The sequence below is a fragment of the Pseudomonas sp. R15(2017) genome (assembly GCF_002112685.1).
Taxonomy (GTDB): domain Bacteria; phylum Pseudomonadota; class Gammaproteobacteria; order Pseudomonadales; family Pseudomonadaceae; genus Aquipseudomonas; species Aquipseudomonas glycinae.
This window is the reverse complement of sequence record NZ_NEII01000003.1, coordinates 224,219-248,450: the sequence shown is the minus strand read 5'-3', so window position 1 is coordinate 248,450 and position 24,232 is coordinate 224,219. Positions and strand designations below refer to the sequence as shown.

21 protein-coding genes are annotated in these 24,232 nt (G+C 59.1%); 3 read left to right on the top strand and 18 right to left on the bottom strand.

Annotated features, from left to right (window positions below; all coding sequences use genetic code 11):
* Positions 1-71: 71 nt before the first annotated feature.
* The 14 genes from nuoF to CAF77_RS08030 form a co-directional block, all read right to left on the bottom strand.
* Positions 72-1,427: an NADH-quinone oxidoreductase subunit NuoF gene (nuoF, locus tag CAF77_RS08095; RefSeq protein WP_064380702.1), complete on the bottom strand. Its 1,356-nt coding sequence runs from the start codon at positions 1,425-1,427 to the stop codon at positions 72-74.
* Positions 1,424-1,921 (bottom strand): NADH-quinone oxidoreductase subunit NuoE, encoded by a 498-nt coding sequence (nuoE, locus tag CAF77_RS08090; protein WP_003223804.1) that lies wholly within the window; start codon positions 1,919-1,921, stop codon positions 1,424-1,426. The genes nuoF and nuoE overlap by 4 nt, the downstream gene beginning before the upstream one ends.
* 2 nt (positions 1,922-1,923) lie before the next feature.
* Positions 1,924-3,708, bottom strand: a complete 1,785-nt coding sequence (nuoC, locus tag CAF77_RS08085; protein ID WP_064384075.1) for an NADH-quinone oxidoreductase subunit C/D — start codon at positions 3,706-3,708, stop codon at positions 1,924-1,926.
* Between the two features lie 69 nt (positions 3,709-3,777).
* Entirely contained in the window at positions 3,778-4,452 is a 675-nt protein-coding gene (locus tag CAF77_RS08080; protein ID WP_007951456.1) for an NADH-quinone oxidoreductase subunit B family protein, read from the bottom strand.
* A gap of 10 nt (positions 4,453-4,462) precedes the next feature.
* Positions 4,463-4,876: an NADH-quinone oxidoreductase subunit A gene (locus tag CAF77_RS08075; protein WP_003223812.1), complete on the bottom strand. Its 414-nt coding sequence runs from the start codon at positions 4,874-4,876 to the stop codon at positions 4,463-4,465.
* 546 nt (positions 4,877-5,422) lie between these two features.
* Positions 5,423-6,748 (bottom strand): isocitrate lyase, encoded by a 1,326-nt coding sequence (gene aceA, locus CAF77_RS08070; protein ID WP_011334956.1) that lies wholly within the window; start codon positions 6,746-6,748, stop codon positions 5,423-5,425.
* A 476-nt stretch (positions 6,749-7,224) separates the two neighbouring features.
* Positions 7,225-7,977, bottom strand: a complete 753-nt coding sequence (locus CAF77_RS08065) for a secretin N-terminal domain-containing protein (RefSeq protein ID WP_064380699.1) — start codon at positions 7,975-7,977, stop codon at positions 7,225-7,227.
* Positions 7,978-8,222: 245 nt separating this feature from the next.
* A complete protein-coding gene (locus CAF77_RS08060) occupies positions 8,223-8,648 on the bottom strand; it encodes a GNAT family N-acetyltransferase (protein ID WP_007951452.1) in 426 nt (141 codons plus the stop codon).
* Positions 8,641-9,816: a cupin domain-containing protein gene (locus tag CAF77_RS08055; RefSeq protein ID WP_064380698.1), complete on the bottom strand. Its 1,176-nt coding sequence runs from the start codon at positions 9,814-9,816 to the stop codon at positions 8,641-8,643. Before CAF77_RS08055 ends, CAF77_RS08060 begins: the two co-directional genes overlap by 8 nt.
* A gap of 86 nt (positions 9,817-9,902) precedes the next feature.
* Entirely contained in the window at positions 9,903-11,273 is a 1,371-nt protein-coding gene (purB, locus tag CAF77_RS08050) for an adenylosuccinate lyase (RefSeq protein WP_064380697.1), read from the bottom strand.
* Between the two features lie 127 nt (positions 11,274-11,400).
* Positions 11,401-12,024: a high frequency lysogenization protein HflD gene (hflD, locus tag CAF77_RS08045; RefSeq protein WP_064380694.1), complete on the bottom strand. Its 624-nt coding sequence runs from the start codon at positions 12,022-12,024 to the stop codon at positions 11,401-11,403.
* Entirely contained in the window at positions 12,021-13,145 is a 1,125-nt protein-coding gene (mnmA, locus tag CAF77_RS08040; protein ID WP_064380692.1) for a tRNA 2-thiouridine(34) synthase MnmA, read from the bottom strand. Before mnmA ends, hflD begins: the two co-directional genes overlap by 4 nt.
* 59 nt (positions 13,146-13,204) lie before the next feature.
* Complete coding sequence (locus CAF77_RS08035; protein WP_064380690.1) at positions 13,205-13,651, bottom strand: NUDIX hydrolase; 447 nt, start codon at positions 13,649-13,651, stop codon at positions 13,205-13,207.
* 200 nt (positions 13,652-13,851) lie between these two features.
* Positions 13,852-16,077 carry an NADP-dependent isocitrate dehydrogenase gene (locus tag CAF77_RS08030; protein ID WP_064380689.1) on the bottom strand — a complete coding sequence of 742 codons (2,226 nt, stop codon included), beginning with the start codon at positions 16,075-16,077 and terminating at the stop codon, positions 13,852-13,854.
* A 481-nt stretch (positions 16,078-16,558) separates the two neighbouring features.
* On the opposite strand from CAF77_RS08030, the gene icd reads away from it, so the two are divergent.
* Entirely contained in the window at positions 16,559-17,815 is a 1,257-nt protein-coding gene (gene icd, locus CAF77_RS08020; RefSeq protein WP_064380687.1) for an NADP-dependent isocitrate dehydrogenase, read from the top strand.
* Between the two features lie 79 nt (positions 17,816-17,894).
* On the opposite strand, the gene CAF77_RS08015 is transcribed toward icd, so the two are convergent.
* On the bottom strand, positions 17,895-18,176 hold the full coding sequence (locus CAF77_RS08015; protein WP_064380685.1) for a cold shock domain-containing protein: 282 nt from the start codon (positions 18,174-18,176) through the stop codon (positions 17,895-17,897).
* A gap of 224 nt (positions 18,177-18,400) precedes the next feature.
* Between CAF77_RS08015 and clpS the strand changes: the two genes are divergently transcribed.
* Positions 18,401-18,784 carry an ATP-dependent Clp protease adapter ClpS gene (gene clpS, locus CAF77_RS08010; protein ID WP_011334948.1) on the top strand — a complete coding sequence of 128 codons (384 nt, stop codon included), beginning with the start codon at positions 18,401-18,403 and terminating at the stop codon, positions 18,782-18,784.
* Between the two features lie 30 nt (positions 18,785-18,814).
* Positions 18,815-21,085: an ATP-dependent Clp protease ATP-binding subunit ClpA gene (gene clpA, locus CAF77_RS08005; RefSeq protein WP_007951436.1), complete on the top strand. Its 2,271-nt coding sequence runs from the start codon at positions 18,815-18,817 to the stop codon at positions 21,083-21,085.
* Between the two features lie 985 nt (positions 21,086-22,070).
* On the opposite strand, the gene infA is transcribed toward clpA, so the two are convergent.
* From infA to aat, 3 genes are all read right to left on the bottom strand, one after another.
* Positions 22,071-22,289, bottom strand: coding sequence for a translation initiation factor IF-1 (gene infA / locus CAF77_RS08000; protein ID WP_002553999.1), 219 nt, complete (start codon positions 22,287-22,289; stop codon positions 22,071-22,073).
* Between the two features lie 112 nt (positions 22,290-22,401).
* Positions 22,402-23,109, bottom strand: coding sequence for an arginyltransferase (locus CAF77_RS07995; protein ID WP_064380683.1), 708 nt, complete (start codon positions 23,107-23,109; stop codon positions 22,402-22,404).
* Positions 23,110-23,167: 58 nt separating this feature from the next.
* Positions 23,168-23,848, bottom strand: coding sequence for a leucyl/phenylalanyl-tRNA--protein transferase (gene aat, locus CAF77_RS07990; protein WP_064380682.1), 681 nt, complete (start codon positions 23,846-23,848; stop codon positions 23,168-23,170).
* Between the last annotated feature and the right edge of the window lie 384 nt (positions 23,849-24,232).

Below are 24,232 nucleotides of genomic sequence, written 5' to 3'. Positions count from 1 at the left end.
AATCCAGTCAGCCCCGAAAGGCGTCATCGGACGAAAGGCGAAGGGCACGGACCCTTCGCCTTTTTAAGCGTTTACGCGCCGACTACGATCGGCTTCGCCAGGGGCGGGACGGCGGCGCTTGCAGGCGCGATACCGGCTTCGAACTCTGGACGGAAGTATTTGATGGCACTGCCCAACGGCTCCACGGCACCCGGTGCGTGAGCACAGAAGGTCTTGCCCGGGCCGAGGAAGTTGACCAGACCCAGCAGGGTCTCGATGTCACCCGGCTGGCCGCGACCTTGTTCGATGGCCATCAGCAGCTTGACGCTCCATGGCAGGCCATCACGGCATGGGGTGCAGAAACCGCAGGATTCGCGAGCGAAGAACTGCTCCATGTTGCGCAGCAGGGACACCATGTTGACGCTGTCGTCCACCGCCATGGCCAGGCCGGTACCCATACGGGTGCCCACTTTGGCGATGCCGCCGGCGTACATTTGTGCGTCGAGGTGTTCCGGCAACAGGAAACCGGTACCGGCGCCACCTGGCTGCCAGGCCTTGAGCTTGTAACCGTCGCGCATGCCGCCGGCGTAGTCTTCGAACAGCTCGCGACCGGTCACGCCGAAGGGCAGTTCCCACAGGCCGGGGTTCTTGACCTTGCCGGAGAAGCCCATGAGCTTGGTGCCCATGTCTTCGCTGCCGTCGCGGGCCAACGATTTGTACCAGTCCACGCCGTCGGCGATGATCGCCGGCACGTTGCACAGGGTTTCAACGTTGTTCACGCAGGTCGGCTTGCCCCACACGCCAACGGCGGCAGGGAAGGGCGGCTTGGAGCGCGGGTTGGCGCGGCGACCTTCGAGGGAGTTGATCAGTGCGGTTTCTTCACCGCAGATGTAACGCCCGGCACCGGTGTGGACGAACAGCTCGAAATCGAAGCCGCTGCCCAGGATGTTCTTGCCCAGCAGGCCGGCTGCCTTGGCTTCTTCCACGGCACGGTTCAGGTGCTTGGCCGCGGTGGTGTATTCGCCACGCAGGAAGATGTAGCCACGGTAGGTTTTCAGCGCGCGGGCGCTGATCAGCATGCCTTCGATCAGCAGATGGGGCAGTTGCTCCATCAGCATGCGGTCTTTCCAGGTGTTCGGCTCCATTTCATCCGCGTTGCACAGCAGGTAGCGGATGTTGATGGATTCGTCCTTTGGCATCAGGCCCCACTTCACGCCAGTGGGGAAGCCTGCACCGCCGCGACCTTTGAGGCCGGCATCTTTCACGGTCTGGACGATGGCGTCCTGATCCATGTCGGCGAAAGCCTTGCGCGCAGCGGCGTAACCGTTCTTGGCCTGGTACTCGTCGAGCCAGACGGCTTCGCCGTCGTCACGCAGGCGCCAGGTCAGCGGGTGAGTCTCGGCCGAACGCTGGATGCGGTTGGCCGGACCGAAAGAAGTCAGGGTCATACGTAGCCCTCGAGCAGTTTGGCGACGCCGGCAGGCTGGACATCGCCAAAGGTGTCGTCATCGATCATCAGCGCCGGTGCCTTGTCGCAGTTGCCGAGGCAGCAGACCGGCAGCAGAGTGAAGCGACCGTCGGCGGTGGTCTGACCCAGGCCGATACCCAGGTTGTTCTGGATTTCGCTGACCACCGACTCGTGGCCACCGATGTAGCAGACCATGCTGTCGCAGACGCGAATGATGTGACGGCCGACCGGCTGACGGAAGATCTGGCTGTAGAACGTGGCCACGCCTTCAACGTCGCTGGCCGGGATGCCGAGGATCTCGCCGATGGCGTACAGAGCGCCGTCCGGCACCCAGCCGCGTTCCTTCTGGACGATCTTCAAGGCTTCGATCGACGCCGCGCGCGGATCTTCGTAGTGATGCAGCTCGTGCTCGATGGCCGAGCGCTCGGTTTCACTCAAGGTGAAACGGTCTGTCTGGATAAGCGTGCTGTTCATGCTTAGCGGTCCACGTCGGCCATAACGAAGTCGATACTACCCAAGTACGCAATCAGGTCCGCGACCATGCTGCCTTTGATCACCGAAGGGATCTGCTGCAGGTGGGCGAAGCTCGGAGTACGGATCCGGGTACGGTAGCTCATGGTGCCGCCGTCGCTCGTCAGGTAATAACTGTTGATGCCCTTGGTCGCTTCGATCATCTGGAAGGATTCGTTGGCCGGCATGACCGGGCCCCACGAAACTTGCAGGAAGTGCGTGATCAGGGTTTCGATGTGCTGCAGCGTGCGCTCTTTCGGCGGCGGCGTGGTCAGCGGGTGATCCGCCTTGTACGGGCCTTCCGGCATGTTGCGCAGGCACTGGTCGATGATCTTGACGCTCTGGCGCATCTCTTCGACGCGAACCATGCAGCGGTCGTAGGCATCGCCGTTGGCGGCCAGCGGTACTTCGAACTCGAAGTTCTCGTAGCCGGAGTACGGACGCGCCTTACGCAGGTCGAAGTCGCAACCGGTGGAACGCAGGCCGGCACCGGTGACGCCCCATTCCAGGGCCTCTTTGGTGTTGTACTGGGCAACGCCGATGGTACGACCCTTGAGGATGCTGTTCTGCAGGGCGGCCTTGGTGTATTCGTCGAGGCGCTTCGGCAGCCATTCAACGAAATCTTTCACCAGTTTTTCCCAGCCGCGCGGCAGGTCGTGGGCGACGCCGCCGATGCGGTACCAGGCCGGGTGCAGACGGAAACCGGTGATGGCTTCGATCACCGTGTACGCCTTCTGGCGGTCGGTGAACGTGAAGAACACCGGAGTCATCGCGCCGACGTCCTGGATGTAGGTACCCAGGAACAGCAGGTGGCTGGTGATCCGGAAGAACTCGGCCATCATGATGCGGATGACGTCGACTTTCTCTGGCACCTTGATGCCGGCCAGCTTCTCGACCGAGAGCACGTACGGCAGGTTGTTCATCACGCCGCCGAGGTAGTCGATACGGTCGGTGTACGGAATGAAGCTGTGCCAGGACTGACGCTCAGCCATCTTCTCGGCGCCACGGTGGTGGTAACCGATGTCCGGAACGCAGTCGACGATTTCTTCACCGTCCAGCTGCAGGATGATGCGGAACGCACCGTGCGCCGAAGGGTGGTTCGGGCCCAGGTTGAGGAACATGTAGTCCTCGTTCGGGCCGGAGCGCTTCATGCCCCATTCTTCAGGACGGAAACGCGCGGCTTCTTCCTCGAGCTGTTGCTTGGCCAGGTTCAGGCTGAACGGATCGAATTCGGTGGCGCGCGCCGGGAAGTCCTTGCGCAGCGGGTGACCTTCCCAGGTCGGCGGCATCATGATGCGCGACAGGTGCGGGTGACCTTTGAAGTCGATGCCGTACATGTCCCAGACTTCACGCTCGTACCAGTTGGCATTCGGCCAGATGCTGGTGACGGTCGGCAAGCTGAGGTCGCTCTCGGACAAGGCGACCTTGATCATCACGTCACTATTACGTTCCAGCGACATGAGGTGATAGAACACGGTGAAATCGGCACCGCTCGGCAGCCCTTGACGCTTGGTGCGCAGACGCTCGTCCACGCCGTGCAGGTCATAGAGCATGACGTACGGCTTGGGCAGATTACGCAGGAAGGTCAGGACTTCGACGAGCTTGGCGCGAGCCACCCACAGCACCGGCATGCCGGTGCGGGTCGGCTGAGCGGTGAACGCTTCGGCGCCAAAACGGTTGTTCAGTTCGACGACCACATCCTGGTCGTCTGCCTTATAAGGCGGGATGTACAGAGCACTGCCTGTAGTCATGGTTATTTTTTCGCTTTCGGTCAACGTAAAGAATGAAGCCAGCTTCTCGTTTCTTTGAAACAGACTGGATCAGACTTCGTCAGGGCTGCGCAGGTTGGTGACTGCGATTCGCTGTTCGCGGCGCTGTTCCTTCTGCGAAGGCATGTCGGCGCGATAGACGCCTTGATCGCCAACGACCCAGGACAGTGGGCGACGCTCCTGGCCAATGGATTCCTGCAACAGCATCAAGCCTTGCAGAAATGCTTCTGGACGGGGCGGGCAGCCAGGTACGTAGACGTCAACGGGCAGGAACTTGTCCACCCCCTGAACCACGGAGTAGATGTCGTACATGCCGCCGGAGTTGGCGCACGAACCCATCGAGATCACCCACTTGGGCTCAAGCATCTGCTCATACAGGCGCTGAATGATCGGCGCCATCTTGATGAAGCAGGTCCCGGCGATAACCATGAAGTCGGCCTGACGCGGTGATGCCCGGATAACTTCGGCGCCGAAGCGCGCGATGTCGTGGGGCGCCGTGAAGGCGGTGGTCATTTCCACGTAGCAGCACGACAGACCGAAGTTGTACGGCCACAGGGAGTTCTTACGTCCCCAGTTGACCGCGCCACTCAGCACGTCTTCCAGCTTGCCCATGAAAATGTTTTTGTGGACTTGATCCTCTAACGGATCGGAAACGGTTTCCCGCTGGCCGATCGGATACTGCTCGTTAGGAGCATCGGGGTCGATTCTGGTGAGATTGTATTGCATTGCCAAAGCCTCATTGTTTCAGCTTCGCCTGCCGCTTGCGACGAGCTTCCGGAGCCCAGTCAAGGGCGCCCACTCGGAACAGGTAGACAAGACCTGCCAACAGAATTGCTATGAAAACGAGAGCTTCGACGAATCCGGTCCAGCCGCTTTCGCGGACGGACACAGACCATGCAAAGAGAAAGAGGGCTTCGATATCGAAGATCACGAACAGCATCGCGACCAGATAGAATTTGGCTGAGAGCCGCAAGCGGGCGCCACCGGTAGGTAGCATGCCGGACTCGAACGGTTCGTTTTTGCTGCGGCCCCAGGCTTTTGACCCGAGGAGGCTGGAGACGCCGAGCATGAAGGCACACAGGCCGACTACACCCAGAAGGAAAATGGCAAAGCCCCAGTTGTGGGCCATGAGTCCTGTCGCTTCGGGCATGCTGGAAATCCTTAACAGAGAGCAAAGGTCTCTGAGCTTGATAAAGAAATAAGGCAGTGACGATATGTCGCAGCAATCAATCGCGCTGATTTTATGGCTAAACACCCGGCAAGTAAAATTCCTATAGCGAAATTATTTATTGGAATAAGGACATAGCGCACCTCGAAGGGCCCGCAGCCCATGCGCTGCGGGCATTAGCCGGGATTTCACGAATTATGTTTTGTAGGAAATGTAACGAACATAGTTGTCGCTAAATGATAATTGATATCGTTTGGAGTGATTGGGTAACTGTTTAACGGGTCAGTAGTCGGGAAGTTGTCTTATATCCGCGTTACTGCAAGTAGCGGCGGCGCCCGTTTTAACCGGTTTTTCCGATACGGATACCGCTCTGGATCAATGTTTTGCCTGACAGGCTGTGCCATTTCCTAAGGTGCCCGGAAAAGCGCAGGCAAAAAAACGCCCCGAACCAGTCGGGGCGTCAGTTTTTCGGCAGTGCGGTTAGCTTTCTATACGGTCCGCAAAGGCCGTTCGCTCAGGCGAAGTCGATCAGTGGAACTGTTCTTCTTCGGTCGAACCGGTCAGCGCGGTCACCGAGGACGTGCCGCCCTGGATCACGGTGGTCATGTCGTCGAAGTAGCCAGTGCCCACTTCCTGCTGGTGAGCCACGAAGGTGTAACCCTTGGCGGCGTCAGCGAATTCCTGCTCTTGCAGCTTCACGTAGGCAGTCATGTCGTTGCGGGCGTAGTCGTGCGCCAGGTTGAACATGCTGTGCCACATGTTGTGAATGCCGGCCAGGGTAATGAACTGGTGCTTGTAACCCATGGCGGACAGTTCGCGCTGGAACTTGGCGATGGTCGCGTCGTCCAGGTTTTTCTTCCAGTTGAAGGAAGGCGAGCAGTTGTACGACAGGATCTGGTCCGGGTATTCCTTCTTGATCGCTTCAGCGAAACGACGGGCTTCGTCCAGGTCTGGTTTGGCGGTTTCGCACCAGATCAGGTCGGCGTACGGCGCGTAGGCCAGGCCACGGGCGATTGCCTGGTCCAGACCTGCACGAACCTTGTAGAAACCTTCCTGGGTACGGGTGCCAGTCACGAATGGCTGGTCGTACGGATCGCAGTCGGAAGTCAGCAGGTCGGCAGCGTTGGCATCGGTACGGGCCAGGATGATGGTCGGTACACCGGCAACGTCGGCAGCCAGACGAGCCGCGGTCAGCTTCTGCACGGCTTCCTGGGTTGGAACCAGAACCTTGCCGCCCATGTGGCCGCATTTCTTCACGGAAGCCAGCTGGTCTTCGAAGTGAACGCCGGCGGCGCCTGCTTCGATCATGCTCTTCATCAGCTCGTAGGCGTTCAGTACGCCGCCGAACCCGGCTTCAGCGTCAGCCACGATTGGCGCGAAGTAGTCGATGTAGCCTTCGTCGCCCGGGTTCTTGCCGGCTTTCCACTGGATCTGGTCGGCACGACGGAACGAGTTGTTGATGCGCTTGACCACGGTCGGAACCGAGTCCACCGGGTACAGCGACTGGTCCGGGTACATCGATTCGGCGGAGTTGTTGTCCGCAGCGACTTGCCAGCCCGACAGGTAAATCGCCTGAATACCGGCCTTGACCTGTTGCACAGCCTGGCCGCCGGTCAGGGCGCCCATGCAGTTGACGAAATCTTTCTCTGGGCGGAAGGACGGCTTGGCACCCTGGGTGACCAGGTTCCACAGTTTTTCGGCGCCCATTTTTGCAAAGGTGTGCTCTGGTTGAACCGAGCCACGCAGACGGACGACGTCAGCAGCGGAGTAATTGCGAGTCACGCCTTTCCAGCGCGGGTTTTCAGCCCAGTCTTTTTCAAGGGCTGCAATTTGCTGTTCGCGTGTCAGTGCCATGGAGATAAACCTCGTCGCGTCTTTATGAAAAGTTGTTCTGCGGTGGAAAATTCCTTGCGCTCGCTGACCAGAAGCTTAGGTGGTCAGGTCGGGTTCGGCGGGGCAGGCGACGGGATGAACGATGGGCTCGAGGGGAAGTGAGCAGGTAAAGGCGAACTGGCGGGCGCATTCGGGCGTCGTGGGCCTTTATACGAACTACAGTGTAAAGCCGGGTTACCTAATTACGCTTCCGTCCCTCGGGACAACTTCGTTCCAGTCGGCAACCTCGTCAAACACACCTTGTGGGCGGTACAGACACGAAACGGCTCGCGGGGATGGTTGCGAGCAGCGCTTCGAAGGCCCTTGCCAGGGCCTCTGATTAGCGGGAGCGAGGCCATCATGCCTTCGCTTTTTTGGCTCGTCAAACGATTTGTAGTGCTTTTTTTCAAGCACTACATCTTTCGTCTAATACGACTAATCAGTCAGTTTTCGGTGCTTTAGTCCAACGTGTCGACTTTCACCCGCAACGTCATGTCATCCCGGCCTTGAGTCGAGTAGCTGCGGGCCAGGCCCTGTTTGTCGGCCTGGGTCTGGCGATTCACGCCGGCGAGGGTGATCCACTCGCCCAGGCGTCCGGTGACAGTTGTGTCGGTGCTTTGAACGTTCACTACATCGGGACGTTCCTGGCTCATGCGGTCACGGTTGGTACTGATTGCCAGGTGAACGGTTTCGCCGGTGACGCTGGCGGTGACGTAAAAGCCCTGGGTGACGTTGCGATATTGCGTCTGGCTGCTGTAATCGCCGTAGGAGTTGGTCTGGCTGCTGGTGATCGGCACGCTCTGGCCGACCTGGATCAGTGCCGGTGCACCTTCGCTGGCCTGAATTTGCTGAATGCCGCCGTCACGGCTGGCGGTGCCGCGGCTGATGATGCGGGTTTGCGCGCCATTGACCGAATAACCTTCATCGCCACGACCGTTGTTTTCGTTGGTGTCGACCGTGATCAGCAAGCGCTTGGGCGCGGTGTCGAGCTGCGAGAGCAGGTCCTTGAGTTCTTGAATCTTGCCGGGCTCGGCCTTGACGATCAGTTGGTTGCCATAGGCGCTGACCTGGCCGTCCTTGCCGATGAAGTCCTGAGCCACCGGCAGCATGTCGGCACTGGTGTGGTACTTGAGGGGCACGATTTCTGTGGCTGCCATCACCGAAAAACTGCAGCCGAGCAGCAGGGTGGTGAGCAGGGTGCGTAGGGACATGTCCGTTATCTCCGCTTTCGAAAGGCTTGATATTGCCAGTTTGTCGGCCCGGGGTGGGGCAAGTTGAATCGTAGACAGCAAAACGCCCCGGCATCGTGAGATGGCGGGGCGTTTTAGGTGTTGATCGTTCCCACGCTCTGCGTGGGAATGCAGCCAGTGACGCTCTGCGTCACATGCCGCGAGGGACGCGGAGCGTCCCGAGAGGCATCCCCACGCAGAGCGTGGGAACGATCGGCTCCTCGGTCTTAAGCTGAGTGACGAACCATATCGACATGCGGAATCCCTGCTTCCAGGAATTCCTCGCTGACCAGATTGAAACCCAGACGCTCATAGAACGCCGTGGCCTGAACCTGGGCACTGAGCATCTGCTGCTTCAGGCCGCGTGCTTCCGCTTCGGCAATCACCGCTTGCATCAGCGCATCGCCGACCTTCAGGCCGCGCCAGTCCTTCAGCACTGAGACCCGGCCAACATGCCCGTCGGGCAACAGGCGGGCGGTGCCGATCGGAAAGTCGCCTTCGAAGGCCAGAAAATGCACCGCCGTGGCGTCATCGGCATCCCACTCAAGCTCGGGTGGAACCGATTGTTCGGCAATGAACACCGTTTCGCGAATGCGGCGGATCTCGGCGTTGTCCTTTTGCCAGTCTGCAACACGTACGCGAATCTTATTCATCGTCGGCGAACCCCAGACTGCCCTGTTTGACCAGTTCGCACAGCAGGCCGCGACCGTCTTCGTCGCTCAGCCAGTCACCGAGGTTGTCGGTGTGCAGGGCGTCGGCGGAGCAGATCAGCTTCAGCAGTTCGCGCAGCTTGCCCGGCAGGTAGCGGCTCTGGCCGCTGGCGAACAGCAGCAGATCGTCATCGACGTCCGACCACGCCAGGCGCGCGCTCGGGTTGCGGATCAGGATGGCGCCGTCTTCGAGCGCGCCGAGCAAGTCTTCTTCCTCGACCTCTTCCGGACCGACCACCAGCTCTGGATAACGCGGCTCGGTCATGTACTGGCCGAACCAGGTCAGCAGCAGGCGTTCGTCGCTCATGTGCTCGGCGAGCAGCGCTTTCAGGCGGCCGAGGGCATCGTGCTGGATCTGATGTGGATCATCGCTGACCGGTTTTGCATCGGCGTCGGTATAACGCTCTTCGTCAGTCAGGAACTGGCTGAGGAAGTCGGTGAAGTGGGTCAGCACTTCAGCGGCGCTCGGTGCGCGGAAGCCGACCGAGTAGGTCATGCAGTCGTCAACAGCAACGCCGCAGTGAGCCAGGCGCGGCGGCAGGTAGAGCATGTCGCCGGGTTCCAGGACCCACTCTTCAGTCTCGTGGAATTCGGCGAGGATGCGCAGGTCTGCGTGTTGCAGCAGCGGGCTTTCGGAGTCGCACATCTGGCCGATTTTCCAGTTGCGCTTGCCGTGGCCTTGCAGCAGGAACACGTCGTAGTTGTCGAAGTGCGGGCCGACGCTGCCGCCCGGAGCGGCGAAGCTGATCATCACGTCGTCGACGCGCCAGCTCGGCAGAAAGCGGAAGTTTTCCAGCAGCTCGCTGACTTCCGGCACGAACTGATCGACGGCCTGCACCAGCAGGGTCCACTCACGTTCCGGCAGTTTGCTGAATTCGTCTTCGGCGAACGGGCCGCGGCGCAGTTCCCAGGGACGCTCGCCGTGCTCGATCACCAGACGCGATTCAACTTCTTCTTCCAGGGCCAGGCCGGCGAGTTCGTCGGCGTCGATCGGGCTTTCAAAATCAGGAAACGCCTGGCGGATCAGCAGTGGTTTTTTCTGCCAGTAATCGCGCATGAACTCGCGCGCCGTAAGACCACCCAGAAGTTGAAGAGGAATATCGGGATTCATATGTAACCTATTGAAAAAAAGCATTTTTCAGACGGGAATAAAAACGCCCGGCGCGGCCGGGCGTCTCAAACGGGTCAAGCAGTCGATCAGATGCGTTTGGCTTGCGCTACAGCGTTGCCGATGTAGTTGGCCGGGGTCAGTTGCTTGAGCTCGGCTTTCGCAGCGGCCGGCATGTCCAGGCCATCGATGAAAGTCTGCAGTGCTTCAGGGCTGATGCCCTTGCCGCGCGTCAGTTCTTTCAGCTTCTCGTAAGGGTTTTCGATGTTGTAGCGGCGCATCACGGTCTGGATCGGCTCGGCCAGGACTTCCCAGCAAGCGTCCAGATCGGCAGCGATCTTGTCAGCGTTCAGTTCGAGCTTGCTGATGCCTTTGAGACTCGCTTCGTACGCGATCACGCTGTGGGCGAAACCCACACCGAGATTACGCAATACGGTGGAGTCGGTCAGGTCGCGCTGCCAGCGGGAGATCGGCAGTTTGCTCGCCAGGTGCTGGAACAGTGCGTTGGCGATGCCCAGGTTGCCTTCGGAGTTTTCGAAGTCGATCGGGTTGACCTTGTGCGGCATGGTCGACGAACCGATTTCGCCGGCGATGGTGCGCTGCTTGAAGTAACCCAGGGAGATGTAGCCCCAGATGTCACGGTCGAAGTCGATCAGGATGGTGTTGAAGCGCGCAATGGCGTCGAACAGCTCGGCGATGTAGTCGTGCGGTTCGATCTGCGTGGTGTACGGGTTGAAGGCCAGGCCCAGCTCGTCTTCGATGAAGGCGCGGGCGTTGGCTTCCCAGTCGATCTGCGGGTAGGCCGACAGGTGAGCGTTGTAGTTGCCGACAGCACCGTTGATCTTGCCCAGCAGCGGAACGGCAGCGACCTGAGCGATCTGACGCTCGAGACGGTAAACCACGTTCGCCAGCTCTTTACCCAGAGTGGTCGGCGAAGCCGGCTGGCCGTGGGTGCGCGACAGCATTGGCACGTCGGCGAAGCGCAGGGCCAGTTCGCGGATGGCGGTGGCGGTCTGGCGCATCAGCGGCAGCATCACGTCGTCACGGCCTTCGCGCAGCATCAGGGCGTGGGACAGGTTGTTGATGTCCTCGCTGGTGCAGGCGAAGTGGATGAATTCGCTGACCTTGGCCAGCTCCGGCAGCTTGGCCGCCTGCTCCTTGAGCAGGTATTCGATCGCTTTGACGTCGTGGTTGGTGGTGCGCTCGATCTCTTTCACGCGCTCGGCGTGCTCCAGCGAGAAGTTTTCGGCCAGTTCGTTCAGAACGGCGTTGGCTTCGGCGGAGAAGGCTGGCACTTCCGGGATGCCGGCGTGAGCGGCCAGGCGCTGGAGCCAGCGCACTTCAACCAGAACGCGGGCACGGATCAGGCCGTACTCGCTGAAAATTGGGCGCAGGGCCTGGGTTTTGCCGGCGTAGCGGCCGTCAACAGGGGAAACCGCAGTGAGCGAAGAGAGCTGCATGGGGTGTTCTCGGACAGTCGGGCAACGAAATGGGGCGCGTATCATACATGAAAAAATCCGCCGGTCCGTCGCCAACTGACCGGCGTATTACGCGTTACAGACTACAAAGCTTTTGTTGCGCGGTGATTTACTCGCTGCGCATCAACGGATACAGCTCTTTGAGCAATTTGCGCCGACTGATGACCAGTTGCCAGCGATGACCGCCGAGCTGACGCCACAGGCGTGCAGAGCGAATGCCGGCGAGCAGCAGGGCGCGGATCTTCGAGGCATTGCTCGGCTGCTGCAAGTTGCGCATGTCGCCATGCACCTGAATGCGTTGGCGCAGCGTGCTCAGGGTGTCCTGATACAGCGCGCCGCAGGCCGCGATCACGTTTTCGTGGGCCGGGCCGAAATGCTCGACCTGCGACTGGATCTGCGGCAAGCGCTTGCCGATCACGTCGAGCATGTCGTTGCGCTTGGCCAGTTGTCGCTCAAGGCCGAGCATCGACAGGGCGTAGCGCAGCGGCTCGCGCTGCAAGGTGCTCGGGTCGCGTTCGAGGGCGCCGATCAGCGCGCGGTAACCCTCGCGCAGGTTGATATCGTCGCCGCCGTAAACATCCAGCGTGTCTTTCGGGTCGCGAACCAGCAGGCTGCCGAGCATGCAGCTCAGGCCCGCTTCGTTGGTCTGGCCGGTCTTGGCGATCCGGTCGACCAGCACGGCGGCGAGAAACACCCCGCCCAGAGCCGTCAATTGCTCCTGAGTCGGGCTCATGCCTGGCCGCTCCACGGCTCGGCGACTTCTATCACGCCGCCACCGAGGCAGATTTCACCGTCATAGAACACCACTGACTGGCCCGGCGTGACCGCGCGTTGCGGCTCGTCGAACACGGCACGATAGCCGGTCGCGGTTTTTTCCAGGGTGCAGGCCTGATCGCTCTGGCGATAACGAACCTTGGCGGTCAGTCGCAGCGGCTGGCTCAAATCGATCGGATTGACCCAATAGATTTCCGAAGCGAGCAGGGCGCTGGAGAACAGCCACGGATGGTTGTTGCCCTGGCCGACGATCAGCTCGTTGGTGTCCAGATCCTTGCGCAACACGTACCACGGCTCATCGCCGGCGTCTTTCAGACCGCCGATGCCCAGGCCCTGGCGCTGACCGATGGTGTGGTACATCAAGCCGTGGTGGCGGCCGATGACTTCGCCTTCGGTGGTCTTGATCTCGCCCGGTTGCGCCGGCAGGTATTGCTTGAGGAAATCGCTGAAACGGCGCTCGCCGATGAAGCAGATCCCGGTGGAATCCTTCTTCTTGGCGGTCGCCAGCTCGTACTTCTCGGCAATTGCACGGACTTCCGGTTTCTCCAGCTCGCCGACCGGGAACAGGGTCTTGGCGATCTGTTCGCCGCCGACGGCGTGCAGGAAGTAGCTCTGATCCTTGTTCGGATCCAGGCCCTTGAGCAGCTCGGTGCGACCATCGATGTCGCGGCGACGCACGTAGTGACCGGTGGCGATCAGGTCGGCGCCGAGCATCATGGCGTAGTCGAGGAACGCCTTGAACTTGATTTCGCGGTTGCACAGGATGTCCGGGTTCGGCGTGCGGCCGGCCTTGTATTCGGCCAGGAAGTGCTCGAACACGTTGTCCCAGTACTCGGCGGCGAAGTTGGCGGTGTGCAGCTTGACACCGATCTTGTCGCACACAGCCTGAGCATCCGCCAGGTCGTCCATGGCGGTGCAGTATTCCGTTCCGTCGTCTTCTTCCCAGTTCTTCATGAACAGGCCTTCCACTTCATAGCCCTGCTCGATCAGCAGGAGAGCGGAAACGGAAGAGTCCACGCCGCCGGACATGCCGACAATGACGCGCTTCTTGGATGTGTCAGAAGGGGCTGGATCACGCATAGGGATTCAATGAGTGTCTTGAAAAAGGACGCGATTCTATCAGGCTCACGGCCTCAAGGCTAAAGGGAAGGGCGGATCAGTTCGAGGCCGAAGCGATTGCCGGCCAGATAATCATCGATGCAGCGGATGATCAGCTCGCTGCGCCAGTGCTCGCGCAGATCCAATAATTCGTCGCGGGTCAGCCACTTGGCGCCGACGATGCCGTCGTCCAGTTGATAATCCGGGTGATGTTTCACGGCTTTGGCGCTGAAGCATACGCGCTGGTAAGTCACGCCGTTGCTTGGGGCGGTGTACAGATAAATGCCGACCACGGCGGTGGGCTCGACGTCCCAGCCGGTCTCTTCGAGGGTTTCGCGCACGGCGGCTTCGATCAGGGTTTCGTCCGGATCCAGATGGCCGGCCGGCTGATTGAGCACGTTGCGCCCGGCCTTGTGTTCCTCGACCATCAGGAAACGACCGTTGTCCTCGACGATGGTGGCGACGGTGATGTGGGGGAGCCAGTCCATAAGTCGTCCTCAATTTTCCAAATCTTGAAACACTATCCCTGTGGGAGCTGGCTTGCCAGCGATAGCGGTGGATCAATCACCATGATTGTTGGCTAATCGGCTGCCATCGCTGGCAAGCCAGCTCCCACAAGGGTTTGTGTTGTCTTCAGAAACACAAACCCCGGCACGGGGCCGGGGTTTGTGATGTTCCCTTTACAACCTTATACCAGCGCAGCAATCGCCGCGTTGAAGGTTGCGCTTGGGCGCATGGCCTTGCTGATCAGCTCGGCATTGGCGTGGTAGTAACCGCCGATGTCCACTGGCTTGCCTTGAACGGCATTGAGCTCGGCGACGATGGTCGCTTCGTTCTCGGTCAGGGTTTTGGCCAGAGTCGCGAACTGCGCTTGCAGTGCAGCGTCTTCGGTCTGGGCGGCCAGGGCTTGTGCCCAGTACATCGCCAGGTAGAAGTGGCTGCCGCGGTTGTCGATGTTGCCGACTTTGCGCGATGGCGACTTGTTGTTGTCGAGGAACTGGCCAGTGGCCTGGTCCAGGGTCTTGGACAGCACCAGCGCTTTCGGGTTGTTGTAGTTCACACCCAAGTGCTCGAGAGAAGCGGCCAGGGCCAGGAATTCACCCAGCGAATCCCAGCGCAGGAAGTTCTCTTCGACCAGTTGCTGTACGTGCTTCGGCGCCGAACCGCCGGCGCCGGTTTCGAACAGGCCACCGCCGTTCATCAGCGGCACGATCGACAGCATCTTGGCGCTGGTGCCCAGTTCCATGATCGGGAACAGGTCGGTCAGGTAGTCGCGCAGTACGTTGCCGGTCACCGAAATGGTGTCCTTGCCTTCGCGGGTGCGTTGCAGGGTGTATTTCATGGCATCGACCGGCGCCATGATCTGGATGTCCAGACCGGTGGTGTCGTGATCCTTCAGGTAAGCCTGAACCTTCTCGATCACCACGCCGTCGTGTGCGCGCATCGGGTCCAGCCAGAAAATGGCTGGAGTTGCGCTTGCACGAGCACGGTTGACGGCCAGTTTGACCCAGTCCTGGATCGGCGCGTCCTTGGTCTGGCACATGCGGAAGATGTCGCCGGCTTCAACAGCCTGTTCCATCAGCAGGGTGCCTTTGCTGTCGGTCACGCGAACCACGCCGTCGGCCTTGATCTGGAAGGTCTTGTCGTGGGAACCGTATTCTTCGGCTTTTTTAGCCATCAGGCCAACGTTTGGCACGCTGCCCATGGTGGTCGGATCGAAAGCGCCATTGGCTTTGCAATCTTCGATCACGGCCTGGTAGATGGTGGCGTAGCAACGATCCGGGATCACGGCCTTGGTGTCGTGCAGCTGGCCGTCGGTGCCCCACATCTTGCCGGAGTCACGGATCATGGCCGGCATCGAGGCGTCGACGATAACGTCGCTCGGCACGTGCAGGTTGGTGATGCCTTTGTCGGAGTTGACCATCGCCAGCGACGGACGAACGGCGTAGACCGCTTGAATGTCAGCTTCGATCTGGGCTTGCTGCTCGGCCGGCAGGGATTTGATGCGGGCGTACAGGTCGCCGATGCCGTTGTTCAGGTTGAAGCCGATTTCGGCCAGCACGTCGGCGTGCTTGGTCAGGGCGTCCTTGTAGAACTCGGCAACGATCTGACCAAACATGATCGGGTCGGAGACCTTCATCATGGTGGCTTTCAGGTGAACCGACAGCAGCACGCCTTGTTGCTTGGCGCTGTCGATTTCAGCGGCGATGAACGCGCGCAGGGCCTTTTTGCTCATCACGGAGCAGTCGAGGATCTCGCCCGCCTGAACGGTGGTCTTTTCTTTCAGGACGGTCGCGGTGCCGTCTTTGGCGATCAGTTCGATCTTCACGGCGTCAGCGGCGTCGATCAGGACAGCTTTTTCGCTGCCATAGAAATCGCCGGTGCTCATGTGAGCGACATGAGACTTGGAGTCTTTGGCCCAGGCGCCCATTTTGTGCGGGTGCTTGCGAGCGTAGTTCTTGACCGACAGCGGCGCACGACGGTCGGAGTTGCCTTCACGCAGAACCGGGTTCACGGCGCTGCCCTTGACCTTGTCGTAACGCGCCTTGGCTTCTTTTTCGGCGTCGTTGGTCACGGATTCCGGGTAGTCCGGCAGGTTGTAGCCCTGGGCTTGCAGTTCTTTGATCGCGGCCTGCAACTGCGGAACCGAAGCGCTGATGTTCGGCAGCTTGATGATGTTGGCTTCAGGCGTAACGGCCAGGTCGCCCAGTTCGGCGAGGTGGTCGGCTACGGCTTTGTCGCCCAGTTGCTCGGGGAAGCTGGCCAGAATGCGTGCTGCAAGAGAGATATCGCGGGTTTCCACGGCGATATCGGCCGAGGCGGTGTAAGCCTCGATGATCGGCAGCAGGGAATAGGTGGCGAGGGCTGGAGCTTCGTCGGTGAAGGTATAGATGATCTTCGAGCGGGTGGGCATATTCGGATTAACTCTCTCTTCTTTGCTAAAGCGTGCGCAGAAACTCGAGGGGCGCCGGGTAAGCGCGTTCGTTCAAAGTCATCCATGAACCGAATGTCGAGAATCTTCGCGGTGATGTTGGGTGCATCAGTAGAGCGTCAAGCAGTCGGACTGCGGTAACAACCCGACCAATCAGGCGGAAAGTCTCGTGCTAGAGAGGCCAGCCGTCGTGACCCTGTGGTCAGCGGGCAGCATTATACATAGGTAGCTGGCAATCTGCCGATGGTTCATATGCAACGATTCTCGTCCATTGGTCTAAAGGTCGCAGGGCGGGGTGGGGCGTAGAGTCGCCGTGAATGCTTGAGATTGGCGCTTTTCCCTTTGCTTTCAGGCTTGTACGAAACGAGATGTGGTCGCGCCCGGAACAGAGGGTTTGCGTGTTGATTCAACTGGGTTACGCTCGAACCAAGCCAGATGTTCAATCCAAACAATGGAGTTCAGCATGGGTTACAAGAAGATTCAGGTTCCAGCCGTCGGCGACAAAATCACCGTCAACGCAGACCATTCTCTCAATGTCCCTGATAACCCGATCATTCCCTTCATCGAAGGTGACGGCATTGGCGTCGACGTCAGCCCTGTGATGATCAAAGTGGTTGATGCTGCCGTAGAAAAAGCCTACGGGGGCAAGCGCAAGATTTCCTGGATGGAGGTTTATGCTGGCGAAAAAGCAACTCAGGTTTATGACCAGGACACCTGGCTGCCCCAGGAAACCCTGGACGCGGTCAAGGATTACGTGGTCTCCATCAAAGGCCCGCTGACCACTCCGGTCGGTGGCGGCATCCGTTCCCTCAACGTCGCCCTGCGCCAACAGCTTGATCTCTATGTCTGCCTGCGCCCTGTGGTGTGGTTCGAAGGTGTGCCGAGCCCGGTGAAAAAGCCTGGCGACGTCGACATGGTGATCTTCCGCGAGAACTCCGAAGACATTTATGCCGGTATCGAATGGAAGGCCGGCTCCCCTGAAGCCACCAAGGTCATCAAATTCCTGAAAGAAGAAATGGGCGTCACCAAGATCCGTTTCGACCAGGATTGCGGCATCGGCATCAAGCCGGTTTCCAAAGAAGGCACCAAGCGTCTGGTGCGCAAGGCCCTGCAATACGTGGTGGACAACGACCGCAAGTCGCTGACCATCGTGCACAAGGGCAACATCATGAAATTCACCGAAGGTGCCTTCAAGGACTGGGGTTACGAGGTGGCGAAGGAAGAATTCGGCGCCGAGCTGCTCGATGGCGGCCCATGGATGAAATTCAAGAACCCGAAAACCGGTCGTGAAGTCGTCGTCAAGGACGCCATCGCCGACGCCATGCTTCAGCAGATCCTGCTGCGTCCGGCCGAGTACGATGTGATCGCCACCCTCAACCTCAACGGTGACTACCTGTCCGACGCCCTGGCAGCGGAAGTGGGCGGTATCGGTATCGCGCCGGGTGCCAACCTGTCCGACACCGTGGCCATGTTCGAGGCGACCCACGGTACCGCGCCGAAATATGCCGGCAAGGACCAGGTCAACCCTGGCTCGGTGATCCTGTCGGCGGAGATGATGCTGCGTCACCTGGGCTGGACCGAAGCGGCCGACCTGATCATCAAGGGCACCAATGGCGCCATCAAGGCCAAGACCGTGACCTACGACTTCGAACGTCTGATGGAAGGCGCCACGCTGGTGTCTTCTTCGGGCTTCGGTGATGCGCTGATCAAGCACATGTAATAAAGCCAGCTGCAACGAAACCGCCCGGCTCGAGTAATCGAGTCGGGCGGTTTGTTTTCTGGCAGGTGTTCGGGTCGCTTCAGCTGGTCACTGACTGGTGATGAGCAGCGGACGGGGCCGCATCTTTTGCGGCTTCGACATTCTGAATTTTTGTGGCATGCAGGCCTTTGGGGCCTTGCACGATCTCGAATTTGACGATCTGCCCGGCTTTGAGGGTTTTGTATCCGTCCATTTCAATGGCGGAATAGTGGGCAAAGAAATCGATCTCCTTGCCGTCCTCGTCCTTCCCCTCGCGGGAGTCGGTGTTTATAAAACCGAACCCCTTGGCATTGTTGAACCATTTCACCTTGCCGACAGCCATGCTCAAATCCCTCTGCAACAGTCTCCATCGCTGGAGTATCATCCAATTCATCCGCAGTCGAATCCGTTAAAAAGATTGACTCCGCGGATCTTTTTTCCCCACTGTGGGTTCTATTGGTTGTAACACCGTTTTCCCGATAGTCAAGGTGACCGGGCAGTCGGAGTTGAAAACGTGTCAAGCCGCCCCCACCACTGTATTTGCACAACTGACGAACCTTTCTTTCCATGCATGCAATCAGCCAGATTCGACTAACATTCAATCAGGATCGCCCGCTTCTCCAAAAGGATCTTCCACAGGAGCACGACGACGATTCGGCAGGCGTTGCTGTTCAGGAAGCAAAGCCTGCGTTACAGGCGCCGCCGATGTACAAGGTGGTTTTGTTCAATGATGACTACACACCGATGGATTTCGTCGTCGAAGTGCTCGAGGTGTTTTTTAACCTGAATCGCGAGCTGGCGACCAAGGTCATGCTGGCCGTCCACACAGAAGGGCGGGCAGTATGTGGAGTGTTTACCCGCGACATCGCCGAGACAAAGGCCATGCAGGTCAACCAGTACGCCAGGGAAAGCCAGCATCCGCTACTCTGTGAAATCGAGAAGGACGGTTAATCGCCGACCACTTGGGTATGAGGTGAAGCTATGTTAAACCGCGAGCTCGAAGTCACCCTCAATCTTGCCTTCAAGGAGGCACGTTCGAAACGTCATGAGTTCATGACCGTCGAACACCTGCTGCTGGCCCTATTGGACAATGAGGCTGCCGCCACCGTATTGCGTGCCTGCGGCGCAAACCTCGACAAACTCAAGCACGACCTGCAGGAGTTCATCGACTCCACTACGCCACTGATCCCCGTCCACGACGAGGATCGCGAAACCCAGCCAACCCTGGGCTTCCAGCGTGTACTGCAACGTGCTGTCTTTCATGTGCAGAGCTCGGGCAAACGCGAAGTGACCGGCGCCAACGTGCTGGTTGCAATCTTCAGTGAGCAAGAGAGTCAGGCGGTGTTCCTGCTGAAACAGCAGAGCGTTGCACGCATTGATGTCGTCAACTATATCGCCCACGGCATTTCCAAAGTGCCGGGGCATGGCGATCACTCTGAAGGTGAACAAGATATGCAGGACGATGAGGGCGGTGAGTCTTCTTCTTCAGGCAATCCGCTGGACGCTTATGCCAGCAATCTCAACGAACTCGCACGCCAGGGCCGGATCGATCCGCTGGTCGGGCGTGAAACGGAAGTCGAGCGTGTCGCGCAGATTCTTGCGCGCCGTCGCAAGAACAATCCGCTGCTGGTGGGCGAGGCGGGCGTGGGTAAAACCGCGATTGCCGAAGGCCTGGCCAAGCGCATTGTCGACAACCAGGTGCCGGACCTGCTGGCCAACAGCGTCGTTTACTCACTCGATCTGGGCGCTCTGCTCGCGGGCACCAAGTATCGCGGTGACTTCGAGAAGCGCTTCAAGGCGCTGCTCAACGAGCTGAAAAAACGTCCGCAGGCGATCCTGTTCATCGACGAGATCCACACCATTATCGGTGCAGGTGCCGCTTCGGGCGGCGTCATGGATGCCTCGAACCTGCTCAAGCCGCTGCTGTCGTCTGGCGACATTCGCTGCATCGGTTCGACCACGTTCCAGGAATTCCGTGGCATCTTCGAAAAAGACCGCGCCCTGGCGCGTCGCTTCCAGAAGGTCGATGTCGTCGAGCCGTCGGTGGAAGATACCATCGGTATCCTGCGCGGTCTGAAAGGGCGCTTTGAACAGCATCACAACATCGAATACAGCGATGAGTCACTGCGCGCCGCTGCGGAACTGGCTTCGCGCTACATCAATGACCGGCACATGCCGGACAAGGCCATCGATGTGATCGACGAGGCCGGCGCTTATCAGCGTCTGCAACCGGTCGAGAAGCGTGTGAAACGCATCGAAGTCCCTGAAGTCGAGGACATCGTTGCGAAAATCGCGCGGATTCCGCCGAAGCACGTCACCAGCTCCGACAAGGAACTGCTGCGTAACCTCGAGCGTGATCTGAAGCTGACGGTGTTTGGTCAGGACGCGGCGATCGATTCGCTGTCGACTGCGATCAAATTGTCCCGTGCCGGCCTCAAGTCGCCTGACAAGCCTGTCGGTTCGTTCCTGTTCGCAGGGCCGACCGGTGTTGGTAAAACCGAAGCCGCGCGTCAATTGGCCAAGGCGTTGGGGATCGAACTGGTGCGCTTCGACATGTCCGAGTACATGGAGCGTCACACCGTATCGCGTCTGATCGGTGCGCCTCCGGGTTATGTCGGTTTCGACCAGGGCGGTCTGCTGACCGAAGCGATCACCAAGCAGCCGCATTGCGTATTGCTGCTCGATGAAATCGAGAAGGCGCATCCGGAAGTCTTCAACCTGCTGCTGCAGGTGATGGACCACGGCACGCTGACTGACAACAACGGGCGCAAGGCGGACTTCCGCAACGTGATCGTGATCATGACCACCAACGCCGGTGCTGAAACGGCGGCACGTGCTTCGATCGGCTTCACCCATCAGGACCACTCGTCCGATGCGATGGAAGTGATCAAGAAGAGCTTCACGCCGGAATTCCGCAACCGTCTGGATACCATCATTCAGTTTGGTCGCCTCAGTCATGAGGTTATCAAAAGTGTGGTGGACAAGTTCCTCACCGAACTTCAGGCGCAATTGGAAGACAAGCGTGTGCTTCTGGAGGTTACCGATGCGGCGCGCAGCTGGCTGGCGGCCGGTGGGTACGATTCGGCCATGGGCGCTCGTCCGATGGCGCGTCTGATCCAGGACAAGATCAAGCGTCCGCTGGCGGAGGAGATTCTGTTTGGCGAGCTGGCCGAGCATGGCGGTGTGGTTCACATCGACATCAAGGATGGTGAGCTGACGTTTGACTTCGAGACCACTGCAGAAATGGCCTGACGGCTGGTAAGTGAAAAGGCGCCTTCGGGCGCCTTTTTATTGTCTGTTTGTTTGGTGTGAATATCCGTTGTTGCGGTAACGGCTTCTTAGGGTTCCGCCCTTACGGCGGGTCACTTTTGGCAAACGCCCGGAATGCCGGCCCAGCCAAAAGTAACCAAAAGGTCTCTAACCCTGACGTACGGCCCCTCGCTGAGGCTCGGGGTTCCTTCGCTCCGGGATCGATCCGGGGGCATCGCCTACGGTTTGCTTCGCTGCACCTCCTCTCGATGTGTTTGGCTTCGCCAAACGGTCGCTGCGCTCCCACCCCCGGATCAATCCCTCCACTCAGCCTGCCGACGGGCCCTGTGATCAAAAGCTTTACTCGAGCTAACGCTCATCGTTTTGAGTGGGTAGGAGCGGGGCTTGTTCGGCTTTGGTTTTGTGGTGGGTTTACTCCTCACCCCAGCCCTCTCCCCGAGGAGAGGGAGCCGATTTGTGGGCTTTTCAAAACTTGAGTTCGACTCGGTACTTCACGTCGGCGTAGCTCTCCAAACACCTCGTTCAGTTCCCTCTCCCTACGGGCGGTCCGACGTTTCGGGAGGGCTAGGGTGAGGGAAGGCTCTTGATCTGGCTGTTGCTCTGGCCCTGGCTTTTGATTTTTTGCCCCTTCGGCAGGCCGAGCGGAGGTGTTCATCAGGGGGTAGGCGCGCAGCGCCGTGCGGCGAAGCCGCATACATCGAGAGGAGGTGCAGCGAAGCAAACCGTAGGCGATGCCCCCTGGTGGACACCGTAGCGAGGGAACACTGAGCCTAGGCGAAGTGCCGTACGCCGGGGCAAAAGCCTTTTGGTTCCTTTTTGGCGTTTGAAAAAGGGACTCGCTGTAAGAGCGAAACCATAAGAAGCCGTTACCGCAGCAACGGATATACACCCAAAACTCAAGCACAAACCCAAAACCCAGACAAACAAAAACGCCCGGCATTAAGCCGGGCGTCTTGTATTGACTTGATTAGCGAGCGCGGTAAGTAATACGCCCTTTGCTCAAGTCATAGGGCGTCAGCTCGACGCGCACTTTGTCACCGGTAAGAATACGAATGTAGTTCTTGCGCATCTTGCCGGAAATATGCGCGGTTACGACGTGCCCATTTTCCAACTCCACACGAAACATGGTGTTGGGCAGGGTGTCGACGACAGTGCCTTCCATTTCGAAGCTGTCTTCTTTCGACATGCAGTAAAGCCCTCGGTATCCAATGAATGGCCCGGTGCAACTGCGCCAGGCAAAAGCGGCGTGCATTGTGCCCGAAAAATGGGGTTTACGCCAAGGGGTTTAGGGTTTGCATTCAGTTCAGGATGACCCAGCGCTGATTAATGAGCAGTTCAATGGGCCGATATTGGGTCTTGTAGTTCATCTTTTTGCAGTTTTTGATCCAGTAACCCAGGTAGACCGCCTCAAGCCTCAGGCGCTGGGCTTCGGCGATTTGCCAGAGGATGGCGTAGCGCCCGAGGCTGCGGCGTTCTTCCTGCGGTTCGTAAAAGGTGTAAACCGCTGACAGGCCGTTGGGCAGGAGGTCGGTGACGGCCACTGCCAGCAACCGTCCGTCGAGCCGGAACTCGTAAAAGCGGGAGAAGGGCAGGTCGCGTACCAGAAAAGTCGAGAATTGATCACGGCTCGGCGGGTACATGTCGCCATCCGCGTGGCGCTGTTCGATGTAGCGCTGATAAAGGTCGAAATACTCTTCGCTGAACGCCGGCTTGACCGGGCGCACCTGCAAATCGCTGTTGCGTTTGAAAATGCGTTTCTGCTGCCGGTTGGGGTTGAACTGCGCAACAGGAATGCGCGCAGGCACGCAGGCATTGCAGTTCTGGCAATGCGGGCGGTACAGGTGATCGCCGCTGCGACGAAAGCCCATTTCTGACAGGTCTGCGTAGACATGCACATCCATGGGCTGGCTCGGGTCGAGAAACAGGGTCGTCGCCTGTTCCTCGGGCAGATAACTGCAAGAGTGAGGCTGAGTGGCATAAAACTTCAACCGCGCCAACTCGGTCATGATCAACCCTCAAGGGTAAGCTGGTGAATTAAGTGTAAGCCACGCGCGCAAAAGTCGCTCAGCAAACCCAGGTAGCAAGATTGGGTTGATCGAGGTATCTGGTCAGATAGTCGGCGAATGTCTGCCGTGAAATGGCCCGGGCGCCGAGGCTGTGCAGGTGGTCGGTTGGCATCTGACAGTCGATCAGCGCGAAACCCGCTTCCTTGAGATGTTGCACCAGTGTGGCAAAGCCGTACTTGGAAGCATTGTCCGCACGGCTGAACATCGACTCGCCGAAGAACAGTTGCCCCATCGCCAGGCCGTACAGGCCGCCGACCAGTTCGCCCTGATCCCAGACTTCCACCGAATGGGCAAAGCCACGTCGATGCAGTTCGATATAGGCGTCCTGCATCGCCTCGGTGATCCAGGTGCCGTCGGCGTATTCCCGGGGAGCGGCGCAAGCGCGGATCACGGCGTCGAAATCCTGATCGAAGGTTACTCGATAGCGTTGTTTACGCATCAATTTGCCAAGGCTGCGCGAGACGTGCAGTTCGTCGGGAAAAAGCACGGTGCGCGGATCCGGCGACCACCACAGAATCGGCTGACCTTCGGAAAACCACGGAAAGCAGCCGTGACGATAGGCCTGGATCAGGCGATCGGCGGACAGGTCGCCACCGGCCGCCAGCAATCCGTTGGGATCGCGCATGGCCTTTTCCAGTGGCGGGAAAGTCAGTGAGTTGCGTTGTAACCAAGTCAGCATGGCGTCCGGGCTTGCAGAAGGGGAGGGCGGTGGGCGCTGGGCCCGCGGTAAAGTGTGCCGGGAAATGACGCGAATGTCCTCCGTTGCAGTACGGCTTTTGCGTAGCTGCAACTTGAGCATCCGGATGCGGTCGTAATCGGGCGTTGCACCGGTGCGAGCAAGCTTGCCGACGTCAATGTGTGGCGTTCATGGGAGATGAGGTGCGCATGCTTCGCTACGTTCATCAAATACACCTCATAAGCCTTTGTCACAAAAGACAATGCATGCTCAAATTGAACGCCGGGTATTGTGCGTTTGGCTATGCTTGAACCAGAGACCTGGAAGCATGGCATCGAACGCGCAAACCCGTACAATGCCGGGCTGTTACAGAATATTCGCCGCGTG

What these genes read in the sequence shown, in the direction of transcription:
- nuoF (WP_064380702.1), bottom strand. Translation starts at nt 1,427, where the DNA reads ATGACCCTGACTTCTTTCGGTCCGGCCAACCGCATCCAGCGTTCGGCC.
- nuoE (WP_003223804.1), bottom strand. Translation starts at nt 1,921, where the DNA reads ATGAACAGCACGCTTATCCAGACAGACCGTTTCACCTTGAGTGAAACC.
- nuoC (WP_064384075.1), bottom strand. Translation starts at nt 3,708, where the DNA reads ATGACTACAGGCAGTGCTCTGTACATCCCGCCTTATAAGGCAGACGAC.
- CAF77_RS08080 (WP_007951456.1), bottom strand. Translation starts at nt 4,452, where the DNA reads ATGCAATACAATCTCACCAGAATCGACCCCGATGCTCCTAACGAGCAG.
- CAF77_RS08075 (WP_003223812.1), bottom strand. Translation starts at nt 4,876, where the DNA reads ATGCCCGAAGCGACAGGACTCATGGCCCACAACTGGGGCTTTGCCATT.
- aceA (WP_011334956.1), bottom strand. Translation starts at nt 6,748, where the DNA reads ATGGCACTGACACGCGAACAGCAAATTGCAGCCCTTGAAAAAGACTGG.
- CAF77_RS08065 (WP_064380699.1), bottom strand. Translation starts at nt 7,977, where the DNA reads ATGTCCCTACGCACCCTGCTCACCACCCTGCTGCTCGGCTGCAGTTTT.
- CAF77_RS08060 (WP_007951452.1), bottom strand. Translation starts at nt 8,648, where the DNA reads ATGAATAAGATTCGCGTACGTGTTGCAGACTGGCAAAAGGACAACGCC.
- CAF77_RS08055 (WP_064380698.1), bottom strand. Translation starts at nt 9,816, where the DNA reads ATGAATCCCGATATTCCTCTTCAACTTCTGGGTGGTCTTACGGCGCGC.
- purB (WP_064380697.1), bottom strand. Translation starts at nt 11,273, where the DNA reads ATGCAGCTCTCTTCGCTCACTGCGGTTTCCCCTGTTGACGGCCGCTAC.
- hflD (WP_064380694.1), bottom strand. Translation starts at nt 12,024, where the DNA reads ATGAGCCCGACTCAGGAGCAATTGACGGCTCTGGGCGGGGTGTTTCTC.
- mnmA (WP_064380692.1), bottom strand. Translation starts at nt 13,145, where the DNA reads ATGCGTGATCCAGCCCCTTCTGACACATCCAAGAAGCGCGTCATTGTC.
- CAF77_RS08035 (WP_064380690.1), bottom strand. Translation starts at nt 13,651, where the DNA reads ATGGACTGGCTCCCCCACATCACCGTCGCCACCATCGTCGAGGACAAC.
- CAF77_RS08030 (WP_064380689.1), bottom strand. Translation starts at nt 16,077, where the DNA reads ATGCCCACCCGCTCGAAGATCATCTATACCTTCACCGACGAAGCTCCA.
- icd (WP_064380687.1), top strand. Translation starts at nt 16,559, where the DNA reads ATGGGTTACAAGAAGATTCAGGTTCCAGCCGTCGGCGACAAAATCACC.
- CAF77_RS08015 (WP_064380685.1), bottom strand. Translation starts at nt 18,176, where the DNA reads ATGGCTGTCGGCAAGGTGAAATGGTTCAACAATGCCAAGGGGTTCGGT.
- clpS (WP_011334948.1), top strand. Translation starts at nt 18,401, where the DNA reads ATGCATGCAATCAGCCAGATTCGACTAACATTCAATCAGGATCGCCCG.
- clpA (WP_007951436.1), top strand. Translation starts at nt 18,815, where the DNA reads ATGTTAAACCGCGAGCTCGAAGTCACCCTCAATCTTGCCTTCAAGGAG.
- infA (WP_002553999.1), bottom strand. Translation starts at nt 22,289, where the DNA reads ATGTCGAAAGAAGACAGCTTCGAAATGGAAGGCACTGTCGTCGACACC.
- CAF77_RS07995 (WP_064380683.1), bottom strand. Translation starts at nt 23,109, where the DNA reads ATGACCGAGTTGGCGCGGTTGAAGTTTTATGCCACTCAGCCTCACTCT.
- aat (WP_064380682.1), bottom strand. Translation starts at nt 23,848, where the DNA reads ATGCTGACTTGGTTACAACGCAACTCACTGACTTTCCCGCCACTGGAA.